This window comes from Pseudolysinimonas sp., assembly GCF_031389465.1.
Lineage (GTDB): Bacteria > Actinomycetota > Actinomycetes > Actinomycetales > Microbacteriaceae > Pseudolysinimonas_A.
The window spans coordinates 1-20,082 of sequence record NZ_JANMSQ010000190.1 but is presented as its reverse complement, the minus strand read 5'-3'; the positions used below and the strand labels follow the sequence as shown (position 1 = coordinate 20,082).

Genomic DNA, 20,082 nt, shown 5'->3' with positions numbered 1-20,082 from the left:
GTCTGCAGCACCTTCTGGTGACGCCGCCGCCGGTACCGCTTGCGCAGCCAGTCGTTGACGACGAGTGCACGTGCGGCTGCCCGAGCGTGCCACCACGCCCGGCTGCCTTCGACGATCCGGACAGCGCCCTCGGGCACGGCGACAGAGCCGTCGGCGACGCTCCAGTAGCGCCGCACGTCGGGCCGCAGCTCGGCGAGCGCGCGGTCGATGCCGAGCGGATTGCAGGATGCCGACTGGCCGTAGAAGCTCTCGAAGAACACCGCGTTCTCAGGGGACGGTCGCGACCCTCGGTACTCGTGTTCGAGTCGGCGCTGCGCGACCGCGCCACGTTCGTCGGAAGCGAGGGGAGCGGCGACGGTGACGACAACCCCGCCCGCATGCTCTCCCACCGTCGCGCGGAAAAGCTCGTGCTCGAGCTCGGCCGAAGCCGTCGTGATGGAACGCGACGACCAACCCCCGGGGGTGGCGAGTTGCAACCGGTACGCGTCGCTCGGCAGCGCGAGGTCATCGGCACCCCACCGCGGCCCGAGCAGCTCGAACTCGGCGACCGTGAGGTCACCGGCGGAAGAGAGGATGCCGTCGACCCGCGCCCGGCGACCCTCGAGCCGCGCCGCCGTGACGTCGCCCGAGATCGTCAGCCGGAGTGTCGACCCCTCCGCCGACTCGATGGCGACGATCGGCCGAGGCCGTACCTCGACCTGCGGGGCCGCCGGGCCGCCCGTGCGCGCGAGGATCTCGTCGAGCACCCGACGCGTCGCGTCCCCCGAGACGTCGACGTATTCGTCGCGCAGCCAGGCGCTGTGCCGCACCGCATCCGGGTCACCGTCGAGGGCAGCGTCGAGCAGGTCGAGGGCGCCCTCCCAACCGGTGGCATAGCGACCGGCGCTGAACTCCCGGTAGTCGTCGTAGAGCCCCCGGCGCTTCGCGTACTGCTCGAGGTCGGCGGCGAGGAACACGATCGGCCGGCCGAGGTGCGCGAAGTCGAACGCGATCGACGAGTAATCGGTGAGCAGCACGTCGATCTCCGGCAGGACGGCGTTGACGTCACGTACCCGGTCGGCTCCGAGCATCCGCACCCGCGTGCTCCGTGCCGGGCCGGCCGCGTAGTCGCCCGCTCCGAGTGGATGCGCGCGTAGGTAGAGCACCGCGTCACGCTGTTCGAGCCAGACAGCGATGGCATCCCATTGTTCGGCGGTCGGGGCGACGGGGTCGGGCGCTCCGTCGCGCCAGGTCGGCGCGTAGAGGATCGCGTGCCGGGCGTCGGCGTCGAGCAACGGCGCGTCACGCGGCGCGGCGAGGGCGTCATCACGCGGGTCGCCGGTCACGACGATCCGTGAACCGGGCACCCCGAACGCGCTCTCGACGCGGGCAGCGACCAGCTCCGAAGCGACCGGAAAGAGCCGGATGCCGTGCCCCGCCATCCGGTAGGCCCGCGTCACGAGACCACGCACGAGCCGATGGTCGGGCAGGAACGACACCCGCAACGTCGCCGGGGAATCGAGGTGCAGACGCTTCAGCGGGATGCCGTGCCAGAGCTGTACGACGAAGCCGCCGCGGGTCGCGTAACGGTTCACATCGCCGAAGCCATGGGTCACGACGAGCACCCGCGCGCGGAGGGTCAGCCGGAAGCCCCGCCATCCGGACTTCAGCTCGGCGTCGAGCCCGAGGCGGCGCGCCTCGGCGAGTTCGGCATCCGTCGTCGCCAGCCAGACCAACCGGGTGCCGGCCAACCGGGTGTCGGCCAACCGGGTGTCGGCGTCGAGCCTCTCCCGCGCGGCCCGGTAGAGCGGCAGGGCGCCTTCGCCCACCCCGATCCCGCAGCCGAACACCCACAACCGCGAATTGCGGGGCACGATGAAGGTCGCGAGCGCGCCGAGCGCATACAGCGGCAGCCGCAACACCTTGCGGGCGTTGCCCACACCGAACGTGAATCTCGCCATGGCGGGAGTGCGGGGCCCTTCTCACCGCGCCATCGGCGGCACGGTCACGATTCTGTCACGGAGCCTCCCCGCGAAATGCACAGGGCACGGTGCTGATTCAATGGTCGAGTGTCCGTGCTGAGCGACCTCAAGGCCGTGCGCCGCGTGATCCGCAACGCACTGCGCTCCCGAGCGACGCGTGCGGAACTTGCGAGACGGCTCCCGCCGCTCCCCGAGCCCGGCAGCATCCAGATTGCCGTGTACTTCGCCGACACCCGGGTGAACCTCTACCAGATCCGCCAGTGGTACGCCCCGCTCGCGGAACTCACGAAGCGGCATCCGGTCGCCATCATCACGCGCAGCCCCGGTGCGACGCTGACCCTGCTCGACGAGTCGCCGGTGCCTGTCGTCTACCGCCGCCGCGTCGTCGACCTTGAGGAATTCGTCGGCGAACAGGACCTGCGGCTCGTGCTCTACGTCAACCAGAACCAGAAGAACTTCCAGATGTTCCGGTACGGGCGCATGTGGCACGTCTTCATCAACCATGGTGAGAGCGACAAGATGTACATGACCACCAACCAGTTCAAGGCGTACGACTACGCCCTGGTTGCCGGTCAGGCCGCGCTCGACCGGCTCTCTCGCAAACTGTGGGCGTTCGACGTGGCGCACCGCGCGATCCCGATCGGGCGCCCGCAAGCCGATCACTTCGTCGGCGAGCCGCGCTACCCGAACGACGGTCGCATCGCCGTGCTCTATGCGCCCACCTGGGAGGGCGACCGGCCTGCGGCGGCATACGGCTCGATCGAGACGCACGGGCGGCAGCTCACCGCAGCGGTGCTCGCCTCGCCACGGCACCGTCTGGTCTACCGGCCGCATCCGCGCAGTGGCGTGATCTCGCGGGAGTACCGCGAGGCGCATCGGGCGATCATCGCCGCGATCGGCGACGCCAACCGAGCGGATGCCGCAGCCCACCACCTCTACGACGACGGCCCCGAACTCGGCTGGCAGCTGGCGGCGGCCGACGTCGCCATCACCGACATCTCGGCGATGATCTACGACCGCCTCGCGACCGGCAAGCCGATTCTGGTGACCCGCCCGTCATCGCCGACCGCCGAGATCGACGAGGACGGCTTCCTCGGCGTCGCCGACTGGCTCGCCGCGGGCGAGGCCGACGACATCCTCGCCATTGTCGACCGCGCCCTTCTCGACCCGGCGGCCCGCGAGAAACTCGCCACCTGGTCGACCCACTACTTCGGCGACACCACCCCCGGTGTTGCGACCCAGCGGTTCCATGACGCGATCGACGCACTCATTGCGGAATGGGACCGGCACGCCCTCATCCATGTCGGCGATCGGCGGTCGTCGGAATCCGACCCGCTCGACGAAGAAGAAGACGAAGAAGGGCTGCCGCCAAGCGGCGACTGACCCTCTGTGTTGTATCAGGCGAAGAGGCCAGCGATCACCGCGCGAGCGGTGCTGGTCACGGCAGGGGAAAGCGAGCCGATCCGGCGCACGATGAGGCGAGCGTCCGCAGTGAACAGCTTGTCGGGTCGCAGATAGCTCTCGCGTGCGAGCCCGCTAGCCGCGACATCGGACCCTGAGACCGTGACAGCGCTGCGGTGGCCCCACGGGCGGGAGGTGATCTGACAGAGGATGAGGTCGCCGTGTTCAGCATTCGCGGCGACGAAGGCGGGGCGGAGCTTGTGGCCCGTGAGATCTGAGAACGGGAATGGGACGAGCACGACGTCCCCTACTGCAGGTGCGCCCACGCCTCATCCTCTTCGGGTCGGTTCCAATCGCTCAGAGCGCCCTCGCTGAGCTGAAAGAGCGTCGCACCGGTCGCCGGCTCGACGGGCGAGATGCGCAGTTCGCCGTCGACAACGCGCATCTCGACTTCGTCGGTCAGCTCGGCTTCTTCGAGGAGGGCCTTCGGGATGCGGATGCCGCGTGAGTTGCCGATCGGCACGAGTTTGCTCCTCATGTGATCACATCGTAGTCACACGATTGTGAGTCATCGAAGCTCTTGCCGGCGTGATTTGAGTGCGACAGCGGAATAGCACCCGACAGACTCCGTTGTGAAGGACAGCTCGGAGGCTCTCGCGCCTGCTCTACCTGTACAAGACTGTACAATTCAGCCATGATCAGTGTCTCGCTCACGGAGGCCCGTGCGCGGCTGCCTGAACTCCTCACCAGGGCGGCGGAGGGGGAAGAGATTCACATCCTGCGGCATGGCAGGGCCGTCGGGGTGCTCATCGGGCACGCTCGCTGGGTGAAGACGCAACAGCACGACGTGCTCATCCAGGCGAAAGAACTGCGCAAGCGGATCGAGGCCGCACGCGGCAAGCCGCTTCCGAGCAGCGACGAGCTCCGCGGCGATCCTGCAAACTACGACCGCTATCTGCGCGAACTTCGCGACGATGGCGATGTCGAGTGGCAGGAGCAATGGGGTGACTGACGCCTTCGACGCGAACGTTCTCATTGCTGCTGCGCGACCCGGCGATGCGACTGATGCCGATCGTCTCGTCATCTCTCAATCGAGCAATCGCATCGGGTCGGTCGTGCTCTTACCCGAAGTTCTGACCAAACCGCTCCAAACCGGCGATCGCGCGGAGATCGCGACCCTCACCCGATTCCTTGCGAGCATCGAACTCAAGTCAGTCGACGTGGAGATCGCCGATGCCGCTGTCGCACTCGGTGCGAAGTACCGACTGAAAGCTGCCGATGCGATCCACCTCGCGACCGCTGTCGTCTGGGGTGCCGAACGTTTCTACACGCACGACACGAAAGACTTCGGACTGCACATCACTGAGATCGACGTCGTGCGGCCTGGTGCGGCGGACTAACCCGCGGGCGGTAGCCCCTCGCGGCGGTCGTTCGCCCGCGGGGCGGGCGGCAGCATCGGGTAGCCCGCGCGCCCGCGCGGCAGTTTCGCCGGACGCGGTGCCTTCGCGGGCTTGGCGGCCTTGACCGCCTTCGGAGCGCGCGGCGGTTTCGGCTGCTTGACCACGACATCCAGGGTTGCCGGAAAGGCAGCGGGTGCCGGGCCGAACGCGGTGCGCGCCGAGTTCACGACGCGGCGGCCGAGCAGGTGGTTGCCCCCGCCGCCAATGACTGCGCCGATGCCGAACGGGATGGCCCGGCCGATCACCGACGAGCCCTGGGTCACCGCGAACTTGCGCACGAACGCTCTCTGCACGCGGTCGCCGAGCGGGCCGAACACCGCAGCAGGCAGGCTTCGCGTTACCAGTTCACCCCAGAAGGCGGTGCGGTTCGGTCCGGACCCTGCCGCCTGGCCGGCGAACTGACGGATGAGCTCCTGCCCACCGTTGCCCAGAATCATCGCCATCACGAGGGTGCGGGCTCGATCGCGATCGAGGTCGGCGATGCCGTGCACTTCGGTCACCGACTGCGCGAACAGCGCGCTCGCCTCGAGGAACCCCGCGGTCTCGACGCCCGAGAGCACGACCGACACGCCGGTGCCCACCGCGGGGATCGCGGCGCTCGCCCCGACGAGTGCGCCGCCGGTGGTGACGGCGGTCAGGTAGCGCCGCTCGAGAATCGCGACGATCTGCGACGGATTCGCGTCGGGCCGACGGGAGCGGATGCTGCGGATGTGGGCCAGCACGACCGGCCGCTGCACCGAGAGCAGCGCGTCAAGTCCCCGCTCGGCCGCTGAGGGCGACCGGTCAGGGCGCCGTACCTCCAGCTCGCCGGACATCACTTCACACCGTAATCGGCGTTGTAGCGGTTCACCACCTCGCGGATGGGGGCATCAAGCACGAGCTGGCCTTGATCGAGGTAGAGGCCGCGGGAGCAGAACCGCAGCAGGTCCTTCTCGCTGTGCGACACGAAGAACAGCGTGCGACCGCCGGCGAGTAGCTCTTCGATCCGCGTGTAGCACTTCGCTTTGAACTGGGCGTCACCGACGGCGAGCACCTCGTCAACGAGGATGATCGGCTCCTCGAGGCGGGAGATCACGGCGAACGCGAGGCGCACCCGCATCCCACTCGATAGGTGCTTGTAGGGGGTGTCGACGAATTTCTCAAGCTCGGCGAAGGCGATGATCTCGTCGAAGCGCCCCGCAATCTCGCGCGTCGTCATGCCGTGCAAACCCGCGGTGAGGTTGACGTTGTCGCGCACGGTGAGGTCGCTGACGAACCCGCCGGTGATCTCGATGAGCGGCGCGACACCGCCGGTCACGGCGACCTCGCCCTCATCGGGCAGCATCACCTGGGCGACGAGTTTGAGCAGGGTCGACTTGCCCTGGCCGTTGCGGCCGACGACCCCGATCGCCTCGCCCGGCGCCACCTCGAACGACACGTTGCGCAGTGGCCAGAACTCATCTGGCCGACGTCGACGGGCCCGTCCGGCGAACAGATCTTTGAAGTTGCGGCGTGAGCCGCGATTGCGGGTGAAGCGGATGCCGAGATTCCGCACACTGATCGCACCCTCGGGCGTCATGCCGAGAGGCAGCGGGATCGCGGCCATCAGATCTCCTTCAACACGCGGCGAATGCTGCCGCGATAGACCAGGAACCCGACGACGAGGAAGAGCACCGTCATCCCGGCGCTGATGGAGACCGCGAACCAGTCGAGCTGGTCGGGAAAGAACGCCGCGCGGTAGAGCGAGAAGATGCCGGCGAGCGGGTTGAACGCGCCCCAGAACTGCAGTCCCTGCGGCAGGTCGTGAAGGCCGTAGATGATCGGCGACGCATAGAACAGGAAGCGCAGCACCAGCTTCACGGCCCGCTCCAGGTCGCGGAAGAACACGACGAGCGGTGCGACGAGCAGCCCGATCCCGAGCGTGAGGGCGGCCTGCAACACAATCGCCAACAGCCACCAGAGCGCTTCGACGTGCAGCGTCGCACCCGCGAAGAACACGAAGATCGCCAGCACCGGGATGCTCGCCACGAACTCGATTCCCTTGCTGAGCACGAGCCGCGCGACCCAGATCGTGCGCGGGATGGTGGTCGAGCGAATGAGCTTGGCTTCTTTGGTGAATGCGCGGGTGCTGTCAGAGATTGCTCCGGTGAACCACATCCACGGCAACAGCGCGGCGAGCAGGAACACGATGTACGGTTCGTGACCGACGGGGCGCTGGAACACCTGGGTGAAGACGAACCAGTAGATCCCCGCCATGACGAGCGGGTCGAGGATCGACCACAGGTAGCCGAGCGCGCTCGTCGAGTAGCGCACCTTGAGGTCGCGCGTCGTGAGGATCCACAGCGACCGTCGATAGCGCGCGATCGGTGACCACCGACGTCGCACCTCGGGGCGCGCAAGATCGTCGACGGTCACGCAGCAACATTAGCCGCGGGATCGGGCCGGCCAGCGGAGGCGGCGGCGTGGACGTCGCAGGAGCGGGTTCGCGCGGTCGGGACGCGCGAACAGAGCAGCGCAGGTCAGACGAAGAGGTTGGCTCGTTCGAGGTCTTCGGCGAAGTCGATCTCGACCGCGTAGAGGTCGGAAATGTCGACGGGCGAGAAGCGCACGGCATCCTGCTCGATCGCGAGTTCGATGCCGCGCTCGAAGTAGTCCTGGTCGGCGACCTTGTGCAGGTGACGGATGAGCGCCGCCTTGTCGTCTCGGGCGACGAAGTTGATGCCGACGGCTTCGCCGAGTCCACCGACGACGGTCTTGGAGAGCTCTTTGATGTGGCCGGTGGCGTCGGTCGTGTACTTCACCTCTTCGTCGGACACCTTCGCGGTGTTGACGCTCACGAAGCTGCGCTCGGCGGCGACGAGGTCACCGGCACGCACCAGCGCTTCGGGGTCGAACACGACGTCACCGTTCATCCAGAGCACGCCGCCGTCTTTCGACGCCTGCAGCGCGCGCAGGAGCGACTTGCTGGTGTTGGTCTGGTCGTAGCGCTCGTTGTACACGTAGGAAGCTTCGGGGAACGCCTCGACGATGTGTTCGAGCTTGTAACCGACAACGATCGTCACATTCACATCGGCGCCGAAGGCCTGGTGGACGTTGTCGAACTGCTGCTGCATGATGCTGCGGCCGTCGCTGAGTTCGGTGAGCGGCTTCGGCAGCGAGCGACCGAGGCGGCTGCCCATCCCTGCTGCGAGGATCACGATCTGAGTCGTCATGGTCCTGGTCTCCTTGGGTGAATTGGGGCCGCCCGATGGAGTGAAATTCACCCGCTGTTCACCGCGCGACCGTTGTGCAAGACACCCCGTTGTGTGTCTCGATTCTATCGATGCCCCTGTGGAAAACCCCAGGTGGTTGACACGACCGTTCCCGGATCGTGATGAAACTCCCTCGCAACTCGCGTTGATACGGTGGACCGGTGGAATCCGACCGTGACGCCCCGCCCCGCAAGGGTCCGAGCGGACGAACGGTCGCTGCACGTCCTGGTGCAGCTCGCGGCGCCGGATTGTCGAGTCGCCGTCCTCCCGAACTTGCGGTCGTGACGATCACCGCGCCCGAACCCGCGTCTGCAGGCACCCTCGAGCTCGAGCTCGCGCTCGCGCCCGCGCCGAAGCCAGAGCCGAAGTCGAAGCCGAAGTCGAAGGCCGGCTCCAAGCCCAAGCCGTCAACGGATCTCGTCGTGAAGGCCCCGAAGCTGACGAAAGCCGTGCGTCGTCCGGCCCGCGCCACCGCCCAGCCGGTCACGGCATCCAGTCCTGCGCTTTCGGTGCGCAACCTCACGAAGCGCTTCGGCGGCATCACCGCGGTGGATTCGGTCGACCTCGAGATTCCGGCCGGCACGTTCTACGGATTCGTCGGCCCGAACGGCGCCGGCAAGACGACCACCCTGGCGATGATCACCGGTCTGCTGCGCCCCGACGTCGGCGTGGTGCGCATCCACGGGGCGGACATCTGGCGCAACCCGGGGGTCGCGAAGAAGTCGCTCGGCGTGCTGCCCGACAATCTGCGGCTCTTCGATCGGCTGACCGGTGCCGAATTCCTCCACCACGCGGGCGCCCTGCGTGGGCTCGACAAGGACACGACGTCTCACCGCATCGACGACCTCGTTGTCGGCTTCGGCTTGCGGCACTCACTCGACCGGTTCGTCTCCGACTACTCGGCCGGCATGGTGAAGAAGATCGCCATCGCGGCGGCGATGATTCACTCGCCCCGGCTTCTCGTGCTCGACGAACCATTCGAGTCGGTCGACCCGGTGTCGGCGGCATCCGTCATCGCGATCCTCAAGAAGTACGCGGAGGCGGGCGGCACGGTACTGCTGTCGAGCCACAGCATGGGCCTCATCGAGCGCACCTGCGACGCCGTCGCGATCATCGCCGACGGCAGGATGTTGGCGGCAGGACCGCTCGCCGACGTACTCGACGGCGAGAGCCTCGAGACGCGGTTCGTGGAACTCGCCGGTGGCGCGGGCGCTGTGGAGGGCATGGAGTGGTTGCAGAGCTACTCCGACTGAAAGCGCGGTTGCTGGTCAACGCGTTCCGCGTTCCCGGTACCGCGACCTGGACAGGCTTCGGAATCGTGCTCGCCGGCGTCGGCGTCGCGCTGCTGTGGGGTGGTGCCGCGCTCGCGGCCGAACTGGATGCTGTCACCCGCCACCGGGTCATCGTCGTCGCCGGCGCGCTGGTGTCGCTCGGCGCGTTTTTCATCCCGCTCGTCGTCGCGCGGTCACAGCTGTTCCATCCCCGAGCGCTGTGGCTGTTCGGATTCCGACCGCTGTCGATCGCGGGCGCCGTGCTGCTGACAACTCTCGTCGGCCCCGCCCTGGTGCTCGTACCCATCGCCCTCGCGCCGCTGCAGCTGTGGACCGGATCAGCCGCAGGGACGGCGACCCTCGCCGTGCCGTTCATCGTGATGGAAGGCATCCTCGCCGCCCGAATCGGCGTCGTGATCGGCTCGGTGTTGCGCTATCGGCCCGCCATCAATGTCCTGATCCGCATCGTCGTGGCTGTGATCTTCGTGGCCGGTGTGGTCGTGATCGTCGCCCATCTCGCCCCGACGCTCGCGCAGTCGCTGCCCGGGTCGTGGTGGCACGCCGTGCTGGCGATCGTGGTCGCCCTGGCACCGTTGCGGGACCCGGTGATTGCCGACACCCTCACGGCGCTTCCGCTCGGGGCATTCTGGCGCGCGCCGTCGCACCAGGCCGCCGGCGACGCCGCTCTCGTCGACCAGGACTTCGGCCTCGGTGCCCTCACGATCGCCGTGCTCGCGCTGGTCTGGGTCGCGTCGCTCGCCTACCAGCTGAGGCCGACCCGGCGCATCCCGCGCGAACGCGCCGCCCTGGTGCCCGGGTGGTTCCGACAGCTGCCGTCAACCCCCGTCGGCGCGGTCGCCGCCCGCAGCTTCACCTACTGGACTCGTGACCCGCGGTATCGGGCGGCGCTCGTCGTGCTGCCTGCCGTGCCGGTTGTCACCTTGCTCGCGATGTGGATCGCCGGCATCCCGTTCCCGATCGCGTCGCTCGTGCCCCTGCCGCTCATGGTGTTGCTGCTCGCCTGGGGCACCCTGCACAACGACGTCGCCTACGACTCGACCGCGATGTGGACCCACCTCGCCGCTCACACCCGCGGCGTGGATGACCGGATCGGTCGAATGCTGCCGGTGCTCGCGATGGGGGTACCGGTCGTGCTGCTCGGCACTCCGCTCACCGCATGGGCACACGGCGACTGGCTGATCGCCCCCGCTGTGCTCGGAGTCTCGGCCGCGATCCTGCTCGGCGGAATCGGCGTCTCGAGCCTCATCTCGGCCCGCTACCCGTACCCCGCGACGCGGCCCGGAGATGCCCCGTTCCAACAACCGCAGGTGCCGGGCGCGAGCGGCAGCGGCATCCAGTTCGGCTCGCTCGTGCTCATCCTGCTCGTCGCGGCACCGGCGATCACCGCGACCGTCTTCCAGCTGCTCGGGATGCCGGGCCCTTGGAACTGGATCGCGCTCATCGCCGGCCTCGCAGCCGGGTTGCTCGTGCTCGTGCTCGGCATCCGGGTCGGCGGTGCGGCGTACGACCGCCGGACCCCCGAGCTGCTCGAGTTCGCGGTACGTCACTGAACCCCCGTGCGGGCGAGGCGGCGTCGCCGTAACCTTGGGGTATGGCCGATCACGACCGCGGACCCGACACCGTCGGAGGCGGAACCGACACCCTCGAACGCGAGCTCGAGAGGCTCCTCGAGGACTCACAGATTGAGGACGGCGACCACGAGCGCTTCTCGCACTACGTGCAGAAAGAGAAGATCCTCGAGTCGGCGGTGACCGGCAAGCCGGTGCGCGCCCTGTGCGGCAAGAAGTGGGTCCCGGGTCGCGACCCCGAGAAGTTCCCCGTCTGCCCCGATTGCAAGAAGGTCTACGAGCGCCTGAAGGGCTGACCCCTCCCCAGGGGTCGATACCGCGTGAGTTATCCCAAATGGGATAACTCACGGTCTGCGCCACCACATTCGGGATCACGATCGGCGGCATGAAGCCGTTCCGAGTCGCCGTCGCACGTCAAACCGGCATGTCGGATGCCCGCATCCGATCTCGCGAGTTCGCGACACCTTTCCACGGGGTGAGAGCCGCACACGGGATCGAGACTGACTCCGAGGCGCTCGCCCGTGCGTACGCGGTCAAGATGCGGAAGGACGCCGCGTTCTCGCACGTCACCGCCGCTCAACTGCTGGAGGCCCCTCTTCCCGCTCGGTTCACGGCTTCGCCCCTCCACGTGACGGTCCCAACCGGCACTGCCCCGGTTCGTGGGCGCGGGATCGTCGGCCACCACGGGAGCTACAGCGGGTCAGCAGTCGCGCACAGTGCCCTGAGGATTCTGCCGCCGCCCAGCGCATGGCTGACGCTGGGGGAGATGCTCGACCTGCCCGACCTCGTTGCTGTCGCGGATTCGCTCGTGACTGCGACGCGACATCGGGCGGCGTGGTGTTCGGTCGATGATCTTGTCGCTGCAGTGCTCACTCATCCTCGCGTGCGCGGTCGGCCCACTCTTCGGAGCGCCCTTGCGTTCGTGCGCCCAGGGGCGGCATCGCGACCCGAGTCTCTGCTGCGGGTACTGCTCGTCGCGGCGGGATTTCCGGAGCCAATACTCAACTTCGCCGTGCCCGGCCTGCCGTACAAGGTCGACCTCGCATGGCCCGAGTTCAAGTTCGGAATGGAGTATGACGGGCGATACCACGCCTTCCCGGGTCAGGCCCGGGCGGACTCCAGCAGGCAGGAGTTCATCCACGATCGCGAGTGGCAACTGATGCGGGTTCAGAAGGAGGATCTGTTCGACGAGCCTCGGGAGCTTGTCGCGCGCGGTCGACGGCGCCTCGCCGCACGTGGGTTCGTCGTTCCGGCTCGTGAGATATCGAGTTTGGTGCTCCCGCGTCGGTGAGATATCCCAAATGGGATATCTCACGCCGCACCGAGGGGCCGCGGTCAGATGTAGACGGTCGGGATGACGGGCTCGCCCCGCGAGAGACCGAACGCCGAGAAGGGGAGTTCTGCGATCGCGGCGGCGTGGTGTTCGCGGGCGGCGGCGACGCCGTCGGGCCCGAGGAACGTGGGGTCGACGACGCCGTCCAGGACGAGGTCGACGAGCAGGCCCCGGCCGGGCTTGGGCAGCGTTTCGGGTTCTTCGACGTAGATGGTCTCTTCGACGGCGACGCCGTGGTCGAGAGTGCGCACGGGCACTTTGCGTCCGGCGACTGTCGCCTTGCCATCCGATTGCTTCCCCACGGGGAGCCATTCGCCGGTGTCGGATTGGTGCGCGACGAGTTTGTATACCATCCCGGATGCGGGGGAGCCGGAGCCGGTGACGACCGAAGTTCCGACGCCGTAGGAGTCGACGGGGGCGGCGCGAAGAGCGGCGAGGGTGTATTCGTCGAGGTCGTTGGTGACAGTGATGCGGGTGCCGGTGGCGCCCAGCGCGTCGAGTTGCGCGCGGGCGTCGGCGACCACGGTGCCCAACTCGCCCGAGTCGATCCGGATCGCACCCAGCGAGGTTCCGGCCACGCGGATCGCCGTGTCGATCCCTTCCGAGATGTCATAGCTGTCGACGAGCAGTGTGGTGCCGACCCCCATGGCGTCGACCTGAGCGCGGAAGGCCTCCTCTTCGGAGTCGTGCAGCAGCGTGAAGGCGTGCGCGGCGGTGCCCATCGTCGGCACCCCCCAGGTGCGACCGGCCTCCAGGTTGGATGTCGCGGCAAACCCGGCAATGTAGGCGGCGCGGGCGGCGGCGACGGCTGAGCGCTCCCCGGTGCGCCGCGAGCCCATCTCGGCGAGCGGTCGACCGTCGGCGGCGGCTACCATCCGGGCGGCGGCCGAGGCGACGGCGGAGTCGTAGTTGAGGATGCTGAGCGCCAACGTCTCGAGCACCACGGCTTCGGCGAAGGTGCCTTCGACGATGAGGATGGGCGAACCGGGGAGGTAGACCTCGCCTTCGCGGTATCCCGCGATCGACCCCGAGAACGAGTACGCCGAGAGCCATTCGAGAGTCCGCTCAGAGACGACCGAGTGGGTACGCAGCCAGGCGAGCTCAGGCTCCCCGAAACGGAAGTCGGCGAGCTCGGAGAGCAGGCGCCCGGTGCCGGCGACGACGCCGAACCGACGCCCGGCGGGCAGTCGCCGGGTGAACAGCTCGAACACGCAGCGCCTTGACGCGGTGCCGTCGCGCAGAGCGGCATCGATCATCGTCAGCTCGTAGCGATCGGTGAGCAGGGCGCTCGTCATCCGTCGAGCCTATCCGCGCAGGTGACGCGACTACCCTTGACAACTGTGAGCCCCGACACGGATGCCCCGATCGGTGTCTTCGACAGCGGGGTCGGCGGGCTCACCGTTGCCCGGGCGATCCTCGATCAGTTGCCGCACGAGCGGGTGCTGTACGTCGGCGACACGAAGCATTCGCCCTACGGTCCGAAGCCGATCGCCGAGGTGCGCGCCTACGCGCTCGAGGTGCTCGACGACCTGGTCGCACAAGGCGTGAAGGCGCTCGTGATCGCCTGCAACACCGCGAGCGCGGCGATGCTACGGGATGCCCGCGAGCGCTACGAGGTGGCGTTCGGCATCCCGGTCATTGAGGTCATCCAACCGGCGGTGCGGGCCGCGGCGCGGGCGACCCGCAACGGTCGGGTCGGAGTGATCGGCACCGCAGGCACGATCCAGTCCCGGGCGTACGACGACGCGTTCGCCGCGGCCCCGGCCGTCGAGCTGTTCAGCCAGGCGTGTCCGCGGTTCGTCGAGTTCGTCGAGGCCGGAGTCACGAGCGGGCCGGAGCTGTTCGCGGCGGCGGAGGAGTACCTTGCACCCCTCAAAGCCGCCGACGTCGACACCCTCGTGCTCGGCTGCACGCACTACCCGCTCATGTCGGCGGCCATCCAGTACGTGATGGGCCCCGGCGTGCGGCTCGTGTCGAGTGCTGAGGAAACAGCGGCGGATGTCTACGGCCGCCTCGTGTCGCTCGGCATCGAGCGCATCGACCCGACGACGCCGCGCCACTCGTTCGAGTGCACCGGCGACGACAAGGCTGCGTTCCTCGCACTCGCCCATCGTTTTCTCGGTCCAGAGGTCTCGCGCGTCGAAACCTTCGAGACCGGCACCATCCAGCTCCCGACGATTGGACTCTCATGACTGCCACTTCCCCTCCGCAGCAGAGCCGTGCCGACGGCCGCACCCCCGATGATCTCCGCCCGATCACGATCGAACGCGGCTGGAGCGCGCAGGCGGAGGGCAGTGCGCTCATCTCGTTCGGCAACACGAAGGTGCTGTGCACCGCATCCTTCACCAACGGCGTGCCGCGCTGGCTGATGGGTAAGGGCAAGGGCTGGGTGACCGCGGAGTATGCGATGCTGCCGCGCGCGACCAACGACCGCTCCGACCGGGAGAGCGTGAAGGGCCGCATCGGGGGCCGCACACACGAGATCTCGCGGCTGATCGGTCGCAGCCTGCGCGCGGTCATCGACACCAAGGCTCTCGGCGAGAACACGATCGTGATCGACTGCGACGTGCTGCAGGCCGACGGTGGCACGCGCACGGCAGCGATCACCGGGGCGTACATCGCGCTCGTCGATGCCGTCGAGTGGGGCCGCACCAAGGGCTTCATCGGCAAGAACGCGAAGGCGCTCATCGACTCGATTGCTGCGGTGAGTGTCGGCATCATCGACGGCGTTCCGATGCTCGACCTCGCCTACGTCGAAGACGTACGTGCCGAGACCGACATGAACGTCGTGATGACCGGTCGCGGCCTGTTCATCGAGGTGCAGGGAACCGCGGAGGGCGCGCCGTTCGACAAACGCGAACTGGATGCGCTACTCGAATTGGCGGGCAGCGGTGTCGCGCGGCTCACCGCCATTCAGACGGCGACGCTTTCACCGGAGTCAGCGACGCAGTGACGACGTTCGTTCTGGCGACGCACAACGCGCACAAGGTGCACGAGTTGCGGCGCATCCTCGGTGACCGGCTGGGGGCGCACGAGCTGACCGGATATGACGGCCCGGCTCCCGTCGAGGACGGCGACACGTTCGAGGCGAACGCCCTCATCAAGGCGCGGGCCGCGCACGCGCACACCGGACTCCCGGCGCTCGCCGATGACTCGGGCATCGCGGTTGCGGCGCTCGGCGGAGCTCCCGGCATCGACTCGGCGCACTACTCGGGGCAGCGCGACGACGGCGCCAACCTGCGTCTCGTGCTGCAGAACCTCGAAGGAGTCGCCGACCGCGGGGCGACGTTCGTCTGCGCGGCGGCTCTCGTCGACGCCGACGGGGAGTACGTCGTGCGCGGGGAGTGGCCGGGCACGGTGCTCGCGGAACCCGCGGGTGCCGGAGGCTTCGGCTACGACCCGATCTTCCAGCCCGCCGGCGAGTCCCGCAGCTCCGCCGAGCTCAGCGCCGCCGAGAAGGATGCCGACAGTCACCGGGCCCGCGCCTTCGTCGCCCTCACCGAGGAACTGCGCCGCCGCTACGGCTGAGCGGCCGATTCCAGAAGCACGCGAGAATGGATGCCGTGGGTCACGATCATGGGCACGGCGCGTCGACGAGGGGTCGACTGGCGATCGCGTTCGCGATCATCGCCGTCGTGCTCGTCGTGCAGGTCGTCGGGGCGTGGTTCTCGGGGTCGCTCGCCCTGCTCGCCGACGCCGGCCATATGGCGAGCGATGCGATCGGGCTGCTCGTCGCGCTCGTGGCGAGCGCTTGGGCGACCCGACCGGCGACCGACCGGCACACCTTCGGCTTTCGCAGGGTTGAGGTTCTCGCGGCGCTCGTCAACGGGGTGCTGCTCACCGTGGTCGCCGTCGTGGTCGCGATCGAGGCGATCCGCCGCCTGACCGACGGCGCCTCGCATACGCCAGCCGGCATCCCGATGCTGGTCGTTGCCGGGATCGGTCTGCTCGCCAACGTCGTTGCCTACCTCGTACTGCGCGGTGGCGACCGGCGCTCGATGAACATGCGCGGCGCCACGCTCGAGGTGCTCGGCGACCTGTTCGGCTCGATCGCCGCGGTGATCGCCGGTGTCGTGCTCATCACCACCGGGTTCGGTGCGGCTGACGCGATCGCCTCGCTCGTGATCGCGGCGCTCATCGTGCCGCGGGCGGCGCTTCTGCTGCGCGACGTCGTGCGGGTGCTGACCGAGTCCGCGCCTCGCGAGACCGACGTGACCCTGATCCGCGAACACCTCCTCGAAACGCCGGGTGTCGTCGCGGTACATGACGTGCACGTCTGGGCGATCACGTCGGGCGCGCCGGTGTTCACCGCTCACGTCGAGTGCGAGCCGGAGGTGTTCGAGAGTGGGCGAACCGGCGAGATGCTCGAGAGCCTCGGGGAGTGCCTGCACGGGCACTTCGACGTCGAGCATTCGACGTTCCAACTGGAACCCGCCGGGCACTCGGAGCGCGAGGAGCCGGCCCATCGGTGAGTCGATCGGCGGCGGGCTGTCGACCGTCGCCGAGAACTACCTCAAAGCCATCTACGGCCACACGGAGTGGCAGCCCCACCCGATCACGTCGTCGCAGCTTGCCGCGCGGCTGGGGTCGGCCCCGTCGAGCGTGACTGAGATGGTGAAGAAGCTCACCGTGCAAGGGTTCGTCGAGCACGCGCTCTACGGCACGATCGTGCTGACCCCGCGCGGGCGGGCCGAAGCGCTACGGATGGTGCGCCGTCACCGGCTCATCGAGACCTGGCTGGTCAGCGAGTTCGGTTACGGCTGGGACGAGGTGCACGACGAAGCCGAAGTGCTCGAACACGTGGTGAGCGATCGGATGATCGACGCGATCGATGCGCGGCTGGGGCACCCGACGAGCGATCCCCATGGCGACCCGATTCCCGGCGCGGATGGCGTCGTTCCGGCGACTCACGGGACGCTGCTCAGCGAGATCGAGAGCGGGGAATCGGTGCGGGTAGTGCGCATCAGCGACAGCGACCCGGCGGTGCTGCGCCTGCTAGAGGGTCGCGGGATCGGGGTGGGCTCGCGGGTCGAGCCCGGCAGCGTGCCCGTCGAGGCCGCGCGTGCCGTGTGGGTGACGAGCGTCTGAGCCCGATCTCCCAAGGGTGAGATTTCGGGCGCCCGAAGAATCTCGGCTAACATTTCGGTGTGCCGAAATCTCGTCGTCGAGTGATCATCCCGATCGTCGCACTCCTTGTCGCCGCGCTCGTCGGCTGCGGTTCGCCGGGGACGCCTGAGCGGGAGCGGCCGCTCGTGCTCGCCACCTTTACCGTCATCGCCGACATCGCCCGCAACGTCGCCGGCAATCACCTTGACGTCGAGTCGATCACCAAAGTCGGTGCCGAGATCCACGGCTACGAGCCGACCCCGGGTGACCTGCGGCGTGCGGCCGGTGCCGACCTGATCATCGACAACGGGCTCGGGCTCGAGGCCTGGTTCGAGCAGTTCCTCCAGGATGTCGACGCCCCGCGGGTGACGGTCTCCGACGGCATCCAGCCGATCGACATCGCGGCGGATGCCTACGCGGGCCGACCGAACCCGCACGCCTGGATGTCGCCGGTCAACGTCGAGATCTACGTCGACAACCTCGTGGTGGCGTTCTCAGACCTCGACCCGGCTCACGCCGTCGACTACGCGGCAAATGGGGAGGCGTATCGCGCCGAGCTGCGGGCCGTTCAGGACGAACTGGTCGAGGACCTCGACGCGCTCCCCGCCGACGCGCGCGCGCTCGTGACCTGTGAGGGGGCGTTCTCGTACCTCGCTCGCGATACGGGCCTGACCGAGATCTACATCTGGCCGGTCAACGCCGAACAGCAGGCGACCCCGCAGCAGATCGCTGGTGTGATCGACGCCGTCGAGGCCGACGACATCCCGGCGGTGTTCTGCGAGTCGACCGTGTCCGACCGACCGATGCAACAGGTCGTCGAGGCGACGGGAGCCGACTACGGCGGGGTCTTGTACGTCGACTCGCTCTCGGAAGCCGGAGGGCCGGTGCCGACCTACCTCGACATGCTGCGCTACAACGCGCGCACCATCACCGACGCGCTCACCGGGGGAGACGGATGACCGCCGCCATCGCGATCGACGCGCTGTCGGTGCGGTACGGCGACGTCATCGCGCTCGACGACGTACACCTCGAGCTGCAGCCTGGACGCGTGTGTGCGCTGATCGGTATGAACGGCTCAGGCAAGTCGACCCTGCTGAAGTCGGTCGTCGGCCTGGTGCGACCGACCGGCGGCACGGTGCTCGTCGACGGCGAGTCGCCCGCGCGGGCCCGACGGCGCGGCGCCATCGCCTACGTGCCGCAGAGCGAAGAGGTCGACTGGCGGTTCCCGGTTTCGGTGCGCGACGTCGTCATGATGGGGCGCTACGGACGACAAGGTCTCACCCGCAGGCCCCGCGCCGAGGATCGGGCGGCTGTCGCCGAGGCGCTCGCCCGCGTCGACCTGGCCGACCTCGCCGACCGGCAGATCGGCAGACTCTCGGGCGGGCAACGCAAGCGCGCATTCGTCGCCCGTGGAATCGCGCAGGATGCCGGCATCCTGCTGCTCGATGAGCCGTTCGCGGGCGTCGACAAGCCATCCGAGGCGACGATCGTGCGCCTGCTGCGCGACCTCGCGGCGGAGGGCCGCACCGTACTCGTCACGACGCACGACCTCGCCGCGGTCGGAGCCCTCGCCGACGAAGCGGTGCTGTTGCTTCAGCGGGTGCTCGTGCACGGCACTCCTGCCGAGGTGCTGACGCCCGAGAACCTGAGCCGGGCTTTCGGGCTCGAGACCGACGGGAAGGGTGCGTTGTGAACCCCCTCGACTTCCTGCTCGAGCCGCTCGGTTACGACTTCATGGTGCGGGCGCTCGTCACGAGCGTGCTCGCCGCCGTCGTCTGCGCCCTGCTGTCGTGCTGGTTGGTGCTCATCGGCTGGTCGCTCATGGGCGATGCGGTCTCGCACGCCGTGCTGCCGGGTGTCGTTCTCGCCTACGTTGTCGGCGCGCCGTTTGCGCTCGGCGCGATCATCTTCGGGGTGCTCGCCGTCGTGCTGATCGGCGCGGTGCGCTCACCCGGGCGCATCAAAGAGGATGCCGCCATCGGCATCGTCTTCACCGTGCTGTTCGCGCTCGGTCTGGTGCTGATCTCCGTCACCCCGAGCCAGACCGACCTCGCCCACATCGTGTTCGGCAACATCCTCGGGGTCTCCACCGCAGATCTCGTGCAGGTCGCGATTCTCGCGGTCGTCGCGATCGCGGTGCTACTCGTCAAGCGCCGCGACCTCACCCTCTACGCCTTCGACCCGACCCACGCCCACGCGATCGGACTGTCGCCGCGGCTGCTCGGCGCCATCCTGCTCGGCCTGCTCGCCGTCACCGCCGTCGTCGCGCTGCAGGTCGTCGGCGTCGTGCTCGTCGTTGCGCTGCTGATCATCCCGGGCGCGACTGCGTTCCTGCTCACCGAACGGTTTGGCCGGATGCTGGTGATCGCCCCGGTGACCGCCGCGGGATCCGCCGTCACCGGCATCTACCTCAGCTACTGGCTCGACGTCGCCTCAGGCGGCATGATCGTGCTGGTTCAAGGCGTGTTGTTCGCGATCGCGTTCCTATTCGCCCCGCGCTTCGGGGTCGTGTCGAGGCTCGTGGGGGCCGGCCGCAGCCGCGCTGCTACTGCTCCTTGACCTTGCCGGTCTGACCCTGTTCGAAGATGTCGGCGATCGCCTCGGAGTCGTCGAGCGGCGCGACCCCTTCGCGACGGGCCTTGCGAGCCTTCAGCACCGACCGGATGTAGTGGTACGCCGTCGGCACGATGGCGCAGGCGACGGCGAACAGCAGAATGACGTCGATGTACTC

At 68.3% G+C, this 20,082-nt stretch carries 23 protein-coding genes and 1 pseudogene; 15 read left to right on the top strand and 9 right to left on the bottom strand.

The genetic code is table 11. The features are described from left to right. A partial coding sequence (locus tag RMO30_RS07720) for a CDP-glycerol glycerophosphotransferase family protein (RefSeq protein WP_309711554.1) occupies positions 1 to 1,940 on the bottom strand: 1,940 nt, incomplete at its 3' end. 108 nt (positions 1,941 to 2,048) lie between these two features. Between RMO30_RS07720 and RMO30_RS07715 the strand changes: the two genes are divergently transcribed. Further along, the gene (locus RMO30_RS07715; RefSeq protein WP_309711552.1) at positions 2,049 to 3,344 is read left to right on the top strand and encodes a CDP-glycerol glycerophosphotransferase family protein; all 1,296 of its coding nucleotides are present in this window, start codon (positions 2,049 to 2,051) and stop codon (positions 3,342 to 3,344) included. A gap of 14 nt (positions 3,345 to 3,358) precedes the next feature. Here RMO30_RS07715 and RMO30_RS07710 read toward each other — a convergent pair whose 3' ends face one another. Together RMO30_RS07710 and RMO30_RS07705 are read right to left on the bottom strand one after the other, a co-directional pair. Further along, the gene (locus RMO30_RS07710) at positions 3,359 to 3,688 is read right to left on the bottom strand and encodes a type II toxin-antitoxin system PemK/MazF family toxin (RefSeq protein ID WP_309711549.1); all 330 of its coding nucleotides are present in this window, start codon (positions 3,686 to 3,688) and stop codon (positions 3,359 to 3,361) included. After that, positions 3,670 to 3,900, bottom strand: coding sequence for an AbrB/MazE/SpoVT family DNA-binding domain-containing protein (locus RMO30_RS07705; protein ID WP_309711547.1), 231 nt, complete (start codon positions 3,898 to 3,900; stop codon positions 3,670 to 3,672). The genes RMO30_RS07710 and RMO30_RS07705 overlap by 19 nt, the downstream gene beginning before the upstream one ends. A 156-nt stretch (positions 3,901 to 4,056) precedes the next feature. Between RMO30_RS07705 and RMO30_RS07700 the strand changes: the two genes are divergently transcribed. Next, complete coding sequence (locus RMO30_RS07700) at positions 4,057 to 4,374, top strand: type II toxin-antitoxin system prevent-host-death family antitoxin (RefSeq protein WP_309711544.1); 318 nt, start codon at positions 4,057 to 4,059, stop codon at positions 4,372 to 4,374. Next, positions 4,367 to 4,762: a PIN domain-containing protein gene (locus tag RMO30_RS07695; protein ID WP_309711542.1), complete on the top strand. Its 396-nt coding sequence runs from the start codon at positions 4,367 to 4,369 to the stop codon at positions 4,760 to 4,762. The genes RMO30_RS07700 and RMO30_RS07695 overlap by 8 nt, the downstream gene beginning before the upstream one ends. On the opposite strand, the gene RMO30_RS07690 is transcribed toward RMO30_RS07695, so the two are convergent. The 4 genes from RMO30_RS07690 to RMO30_RS07675 form a co-directional block, all read right to left on the bottom strand. Further along, the gene (locus RMO30_RS07690; protein ID WP_309711539.1) at positions 4,759 to 5,637 is read right to left on the bottom strand and encodes a hypothetical protein; all 879 of its coding nucleotides are present in this window, start codon (positions 5,635 to 5,637) and stop codon (positions 4,759 to 4,761) included. The genes RMO30_RS07695 and RMO30_RS07690 overlap by 4 nt on opposite strands. Further along, positions 5,637 to 6,407 (bottom strand): ABC transporter ATP-binding protein, encoded by a 771-nt coding sequence (locus tag RMO30_RS07685; RefSeq protein ID WP_309711536.1) that lies wholly within the window; start codon positions 6,405 to 6,407, stop codon positions 5,637 to 5,639. The genes RMO30_RS07690 and RMO30_RS07685 overlap by 1 nt, the downstream gene beginning before the upstream one ends. After that, positions 6,407 to 7,216, bottom strand: coding sequence for an ABC transporter permease (locus RMO30_RS07680; protein ID WP_309711533.1), 810 nt, complete (start codon positions 7,214 to 7,216; stop codon positions 6,407 to 6,409). The genes RMO30_RS07685 and RMO30_RS07680 overlap by 1 nt, the downstream gene beginning before the upstream one ends. A 104-nt stretch (positions 7,217 to 7,320) precedes the next feature. Further along, on the bottom strand, positions 7,321 to 8,013 hold the full coding sequence (locus tag RMO30_RS07675) for a phosphocholine cytidylyltransferase family protein (RefSeq protein ID WP_309711530.1): 693 nt from the start codon (positions 8,011 to 8,013) through the stop codon (positions 7,321 to 7,323). Positions 8,014 to 8,213: 200 nt separating this feature from the next. Between RMO30_RS07675 and RMO30_RS07670 the strand changes: the two genes are divergently transcribed. From RMO30_RS07670 to RMO30_RS07655, 4 genes are all read left to right on the top strand, one after another. Next, positions 8,214 to 9,305 carry an ABC transporter ATP-binding protein gene (locus tag RMO30_RS07670; RefSeq protein WP_309711527.1) on the top strand — a complete coding sequence of 364 codons (1,092 nt, stop codon included), beginning with the start codon at positions 8,214 to 8,216 and terminating at the stop codon, positions 9,303 to 9,305. Further along, positions 9,281 to 10,894 carry a hypothetical protein gene (locus RMO30_RS07665; protein ID WP_309711525.1) on the top strand — a complete coding sequence of 538 codons (1,614 nt, stop codon included), beginning with the start codon at positions 9,281 to 9,283 and terminating at the stop codon, positions 10,892 to 10,894. The genes RMO30_RS07670 and RMO30_RS07665 overlap by 25 nt, the downstream gene beginning before the upstream one ends. 41 nt (positions 10,895 to 10,935) lie before the next feature. After that, positions 10,936 to 11,208 (top strand): DUF3039 domain-containing protein, encoded by a 273-nt coding sequence (locus RMO30_RS07660; RefSeq protein ID WP_309711522.1) that lies wholly within the window; start codon positions 10,936 to 10,938, stop codon positions 11,206 to 11,208. 89 nt (positions 11,209 to 11,297) lie between these two features. Then, a complete protein-coding gene (locus RMO30_RS07655; protein ID WP_309711520.1) occupies positions 11,298 to 12,203 on the top strand; it encodes a hypothetical protein in 906 nt (301 codons plus the stop codon). 44 nt (positions 12,204 to 12,247) lie between these two features. Here the strand turns inward: RMO30_RS07655 and RMO30_RS07650 are convergent, their stop codons facing one another. Then, positions 12,248 to 13,540, bottom strand: coding sequence for a nicotinate phosphoribosyltransferase (locus RMO30_RS07650; protein ID WP_309711519.1), 1,293 nt, complete (start codon positions 13,538 to 13,540; stop codon positions 12,248 to 12,250). A gap of 36 nt (positions 13,541 to 13,576) precedes the next feature. Here RMO30_RS07650 and murI point away from each other — a divergent pair, with 36 nt between their 5' ends. From murI to RMO30_RS07610, 8 genes are read left to right on the top strand one after another with little or no spacing between them, the layout of a single operon-like run. After that, positions 13,577 to 14,437: a glutamate racemase gene (gene murI / locus RMO30_RS07645; RefSeq protein ID WP_397427909.1), complete on the top strand. Its 861-nt coding sequence runs from the start codon at positions 13,577 to 13,579 to the stop codon at positions 14,435 to 14,437. Continuing rightward, the gene (rph, locus tag RMO30_RS07640; protein ID WP_309711515.1) at positions 14,434 to 15,198 is read left to right on the top strand and encodes a ribonuclease PH; all 765 of its coding nucleotides are present in this window, start codon (positions 14,434 to 14,436) and stop codon (positions 15,196 to 15,198) included. The genes murI and rph overlap by 4 nt, the downstream gene beginning before the upstream one ends. Next, positions 15,195 to 15,773, top strand: coding sequence for an RdgB/HAM1 family non-canonical purine NTP pyrophosphatase (gene rdgB, locus RMO30_RS07635; RefSeq protein WP_309711513.1), 579 nt, complete (start codon positions 15,195 to 15,197; stop codon positions 15,771 to 15,773). The genes rph and rdgB overlap by 4 nt, the downstream gene beginning before the upstream one ends. Before the next feature lie 26 nt (positions 15,774 to 15,799). Next, positions 15,800 to 16,717, top strand: a complete 918-nt coding sequence (locus tag RMO30_RS07630) for a cation diffusion facilitator family transporter (RefSeq protein ID WP_309711511.1) — start codon at positions 15,800 to 15,802, stop codon at positions 16,715 to 16,717. Continuing rightward, positions 16,656 to 17,333 (top strand): metal-dependent transcriptional regulator, encoded by a 678-nt coding sequence (locus RMO30_RS07625; RefSeq protein WP_309711557.1) that lies wholly within the window; start codon positions 16,656 to 16,658, stop codon positions 17,331 to 17,333. The genes RMO30_RS07630 and RMO30_RS07625 overlap by 62 nt, the downstream gene beginning before the upstream one ends. 59 nt (positions 17,334 to 17,392) lie before the next feature. Continuing rightward, on the top strand, positions 17,393 to 18,310 hold the full coding sequence (locus RMO30_RS07620) for a metal ABC transporter substrate-binding protein (RefSeq protein ID WP_309711509.1): 918 nt from the start codon (positions 17,393 to 17,395) through the stop codon (positions 18,308 to 18,310). Further along, complete coding sequence (locus RMO30_RS07615) at positions 18,307 to 19,044, top strand: metal ABC transporter ATP-binding protein (RefSeq protein WP_309711507.1); 738 nt, start codon at positions 18,307 to 18,309, stop codon at positions 19,042 to 19,044. Before RMO30_RS07620 ends, RMO30_RS07615 begins: the two co-directional genes overlap by 4 nt. Continuing rightward, positions 19,041 to 19,910, top strand: a complete 870-nt coding sequence (locus tag RMO30_RS07610; protein WP_309711505.1) for a metal ABC transporter permease — start codon at positions 19,041 to 19,043, stop codon at positions 19,908 to 19,910. The genes RMO30_RS07615 and RMO30_RS07610 overlap by 4 nt, the downstream gene beginning before the upstream one ends. On the opposite strand, the pseudogene RMO30_RS07605 reads toward RMO30_RS07610, so the two are convergent. Continuing rightward, positions 19,897 to 20,082 (bottom strand): annotated as a pseudogene (locus RMO30_RS07605) (hypothetical protein); the annotation flags it as partial. The gene RMO30_RS07610 and the pseudogene RMO30_RS07605 overlap by 14 nt on opposite strands.

What these genes read in the sequence shown, in the direction of transcription:
- RMO30_RS07705 (WP_309711547.1), bottom strand. Translation starts at nt 3,900, where the DNA reads ATGAGGAGCAAACTCGTGCCGATCGGCAACTCACGCGGCATCCGCATC.
- RMO30_RS07700 (WP_309711544.1), top strand. Translation starts at nt 4,057, where the DNA reads ATGATCAGTGTCTCGCTCACGGAGGCCCGTGCGCGGCTGCCTGAACTC.
- RMO30_RS07690 (WP_309711539.1), bottom strand. Translation starts at nt 5,637, where the DNA reads ATGTCCGGCGAGCTGGAGGTACGGCGCCCTGACCGGTCGCCCTCAGCG.
- RMO30_RS07685 (WP_309711536.1), bottom strand. Translation starts at nt 6,407, where the DNA reads ATGGCCGCGATCCCGCTGCCTCTCGGCATGACGCCCGAGGGTGCGATC.
- RMO30_RS07675 (WP_309711530.1), bottom strand. Translation starts at nt 8,013, where the DNA reads ATGACGACTCAGATCGTGATCCTCGCAGCAGGGATGGGCAGCCGCCTC.
- RMO30_RS07660 (WP_309711522.1), top strand. Translation starts at nt 10,936, where the DNA reads ATGGCCGATCACGACCGCGGACCCGACACCGTCGGAGGCGGAACCGAC.
- RMO30_RS07655 (WP_309711520.1), top strand. Translation starts at nt 11,298, where the DNA reads ATGAAGCCGTTCCGAGTCGCCGTCGCACGTCAAACCGGCATGTCGGAT.
- RMO30_RS07650 (WP_309711519.1), bottom strand. Translation starts at nt 13,540, where the DNA reads ATGACGAGCGCCCTGCTCACCGATCGCTACGAGCTGACGATGATCGAT.
- rph (WP_309711515.1), top strand. Translation starts at nt 14,434, where the DNA reads ATGACTGCCACTTCCCCTCCGCAGCAGAGCCGTGCCGACGGCCGCACC.
- RMO30_RS07630 (WP_309711511.1), top strand. Translation starts at nt 15,800, where the DNA reads ATGGATGCCGTGGGTCACGATCATGGGCACGGCGCGTCGACGAGGGGT.
- RMO30_RS07615 (WP_309711507.1), top strand. Translation starts at nt 18,307, where the DNA reads ATGACCGCCGCCATCGCGATCGACGCGCTGTCGGTGCGGTACGGCGAC.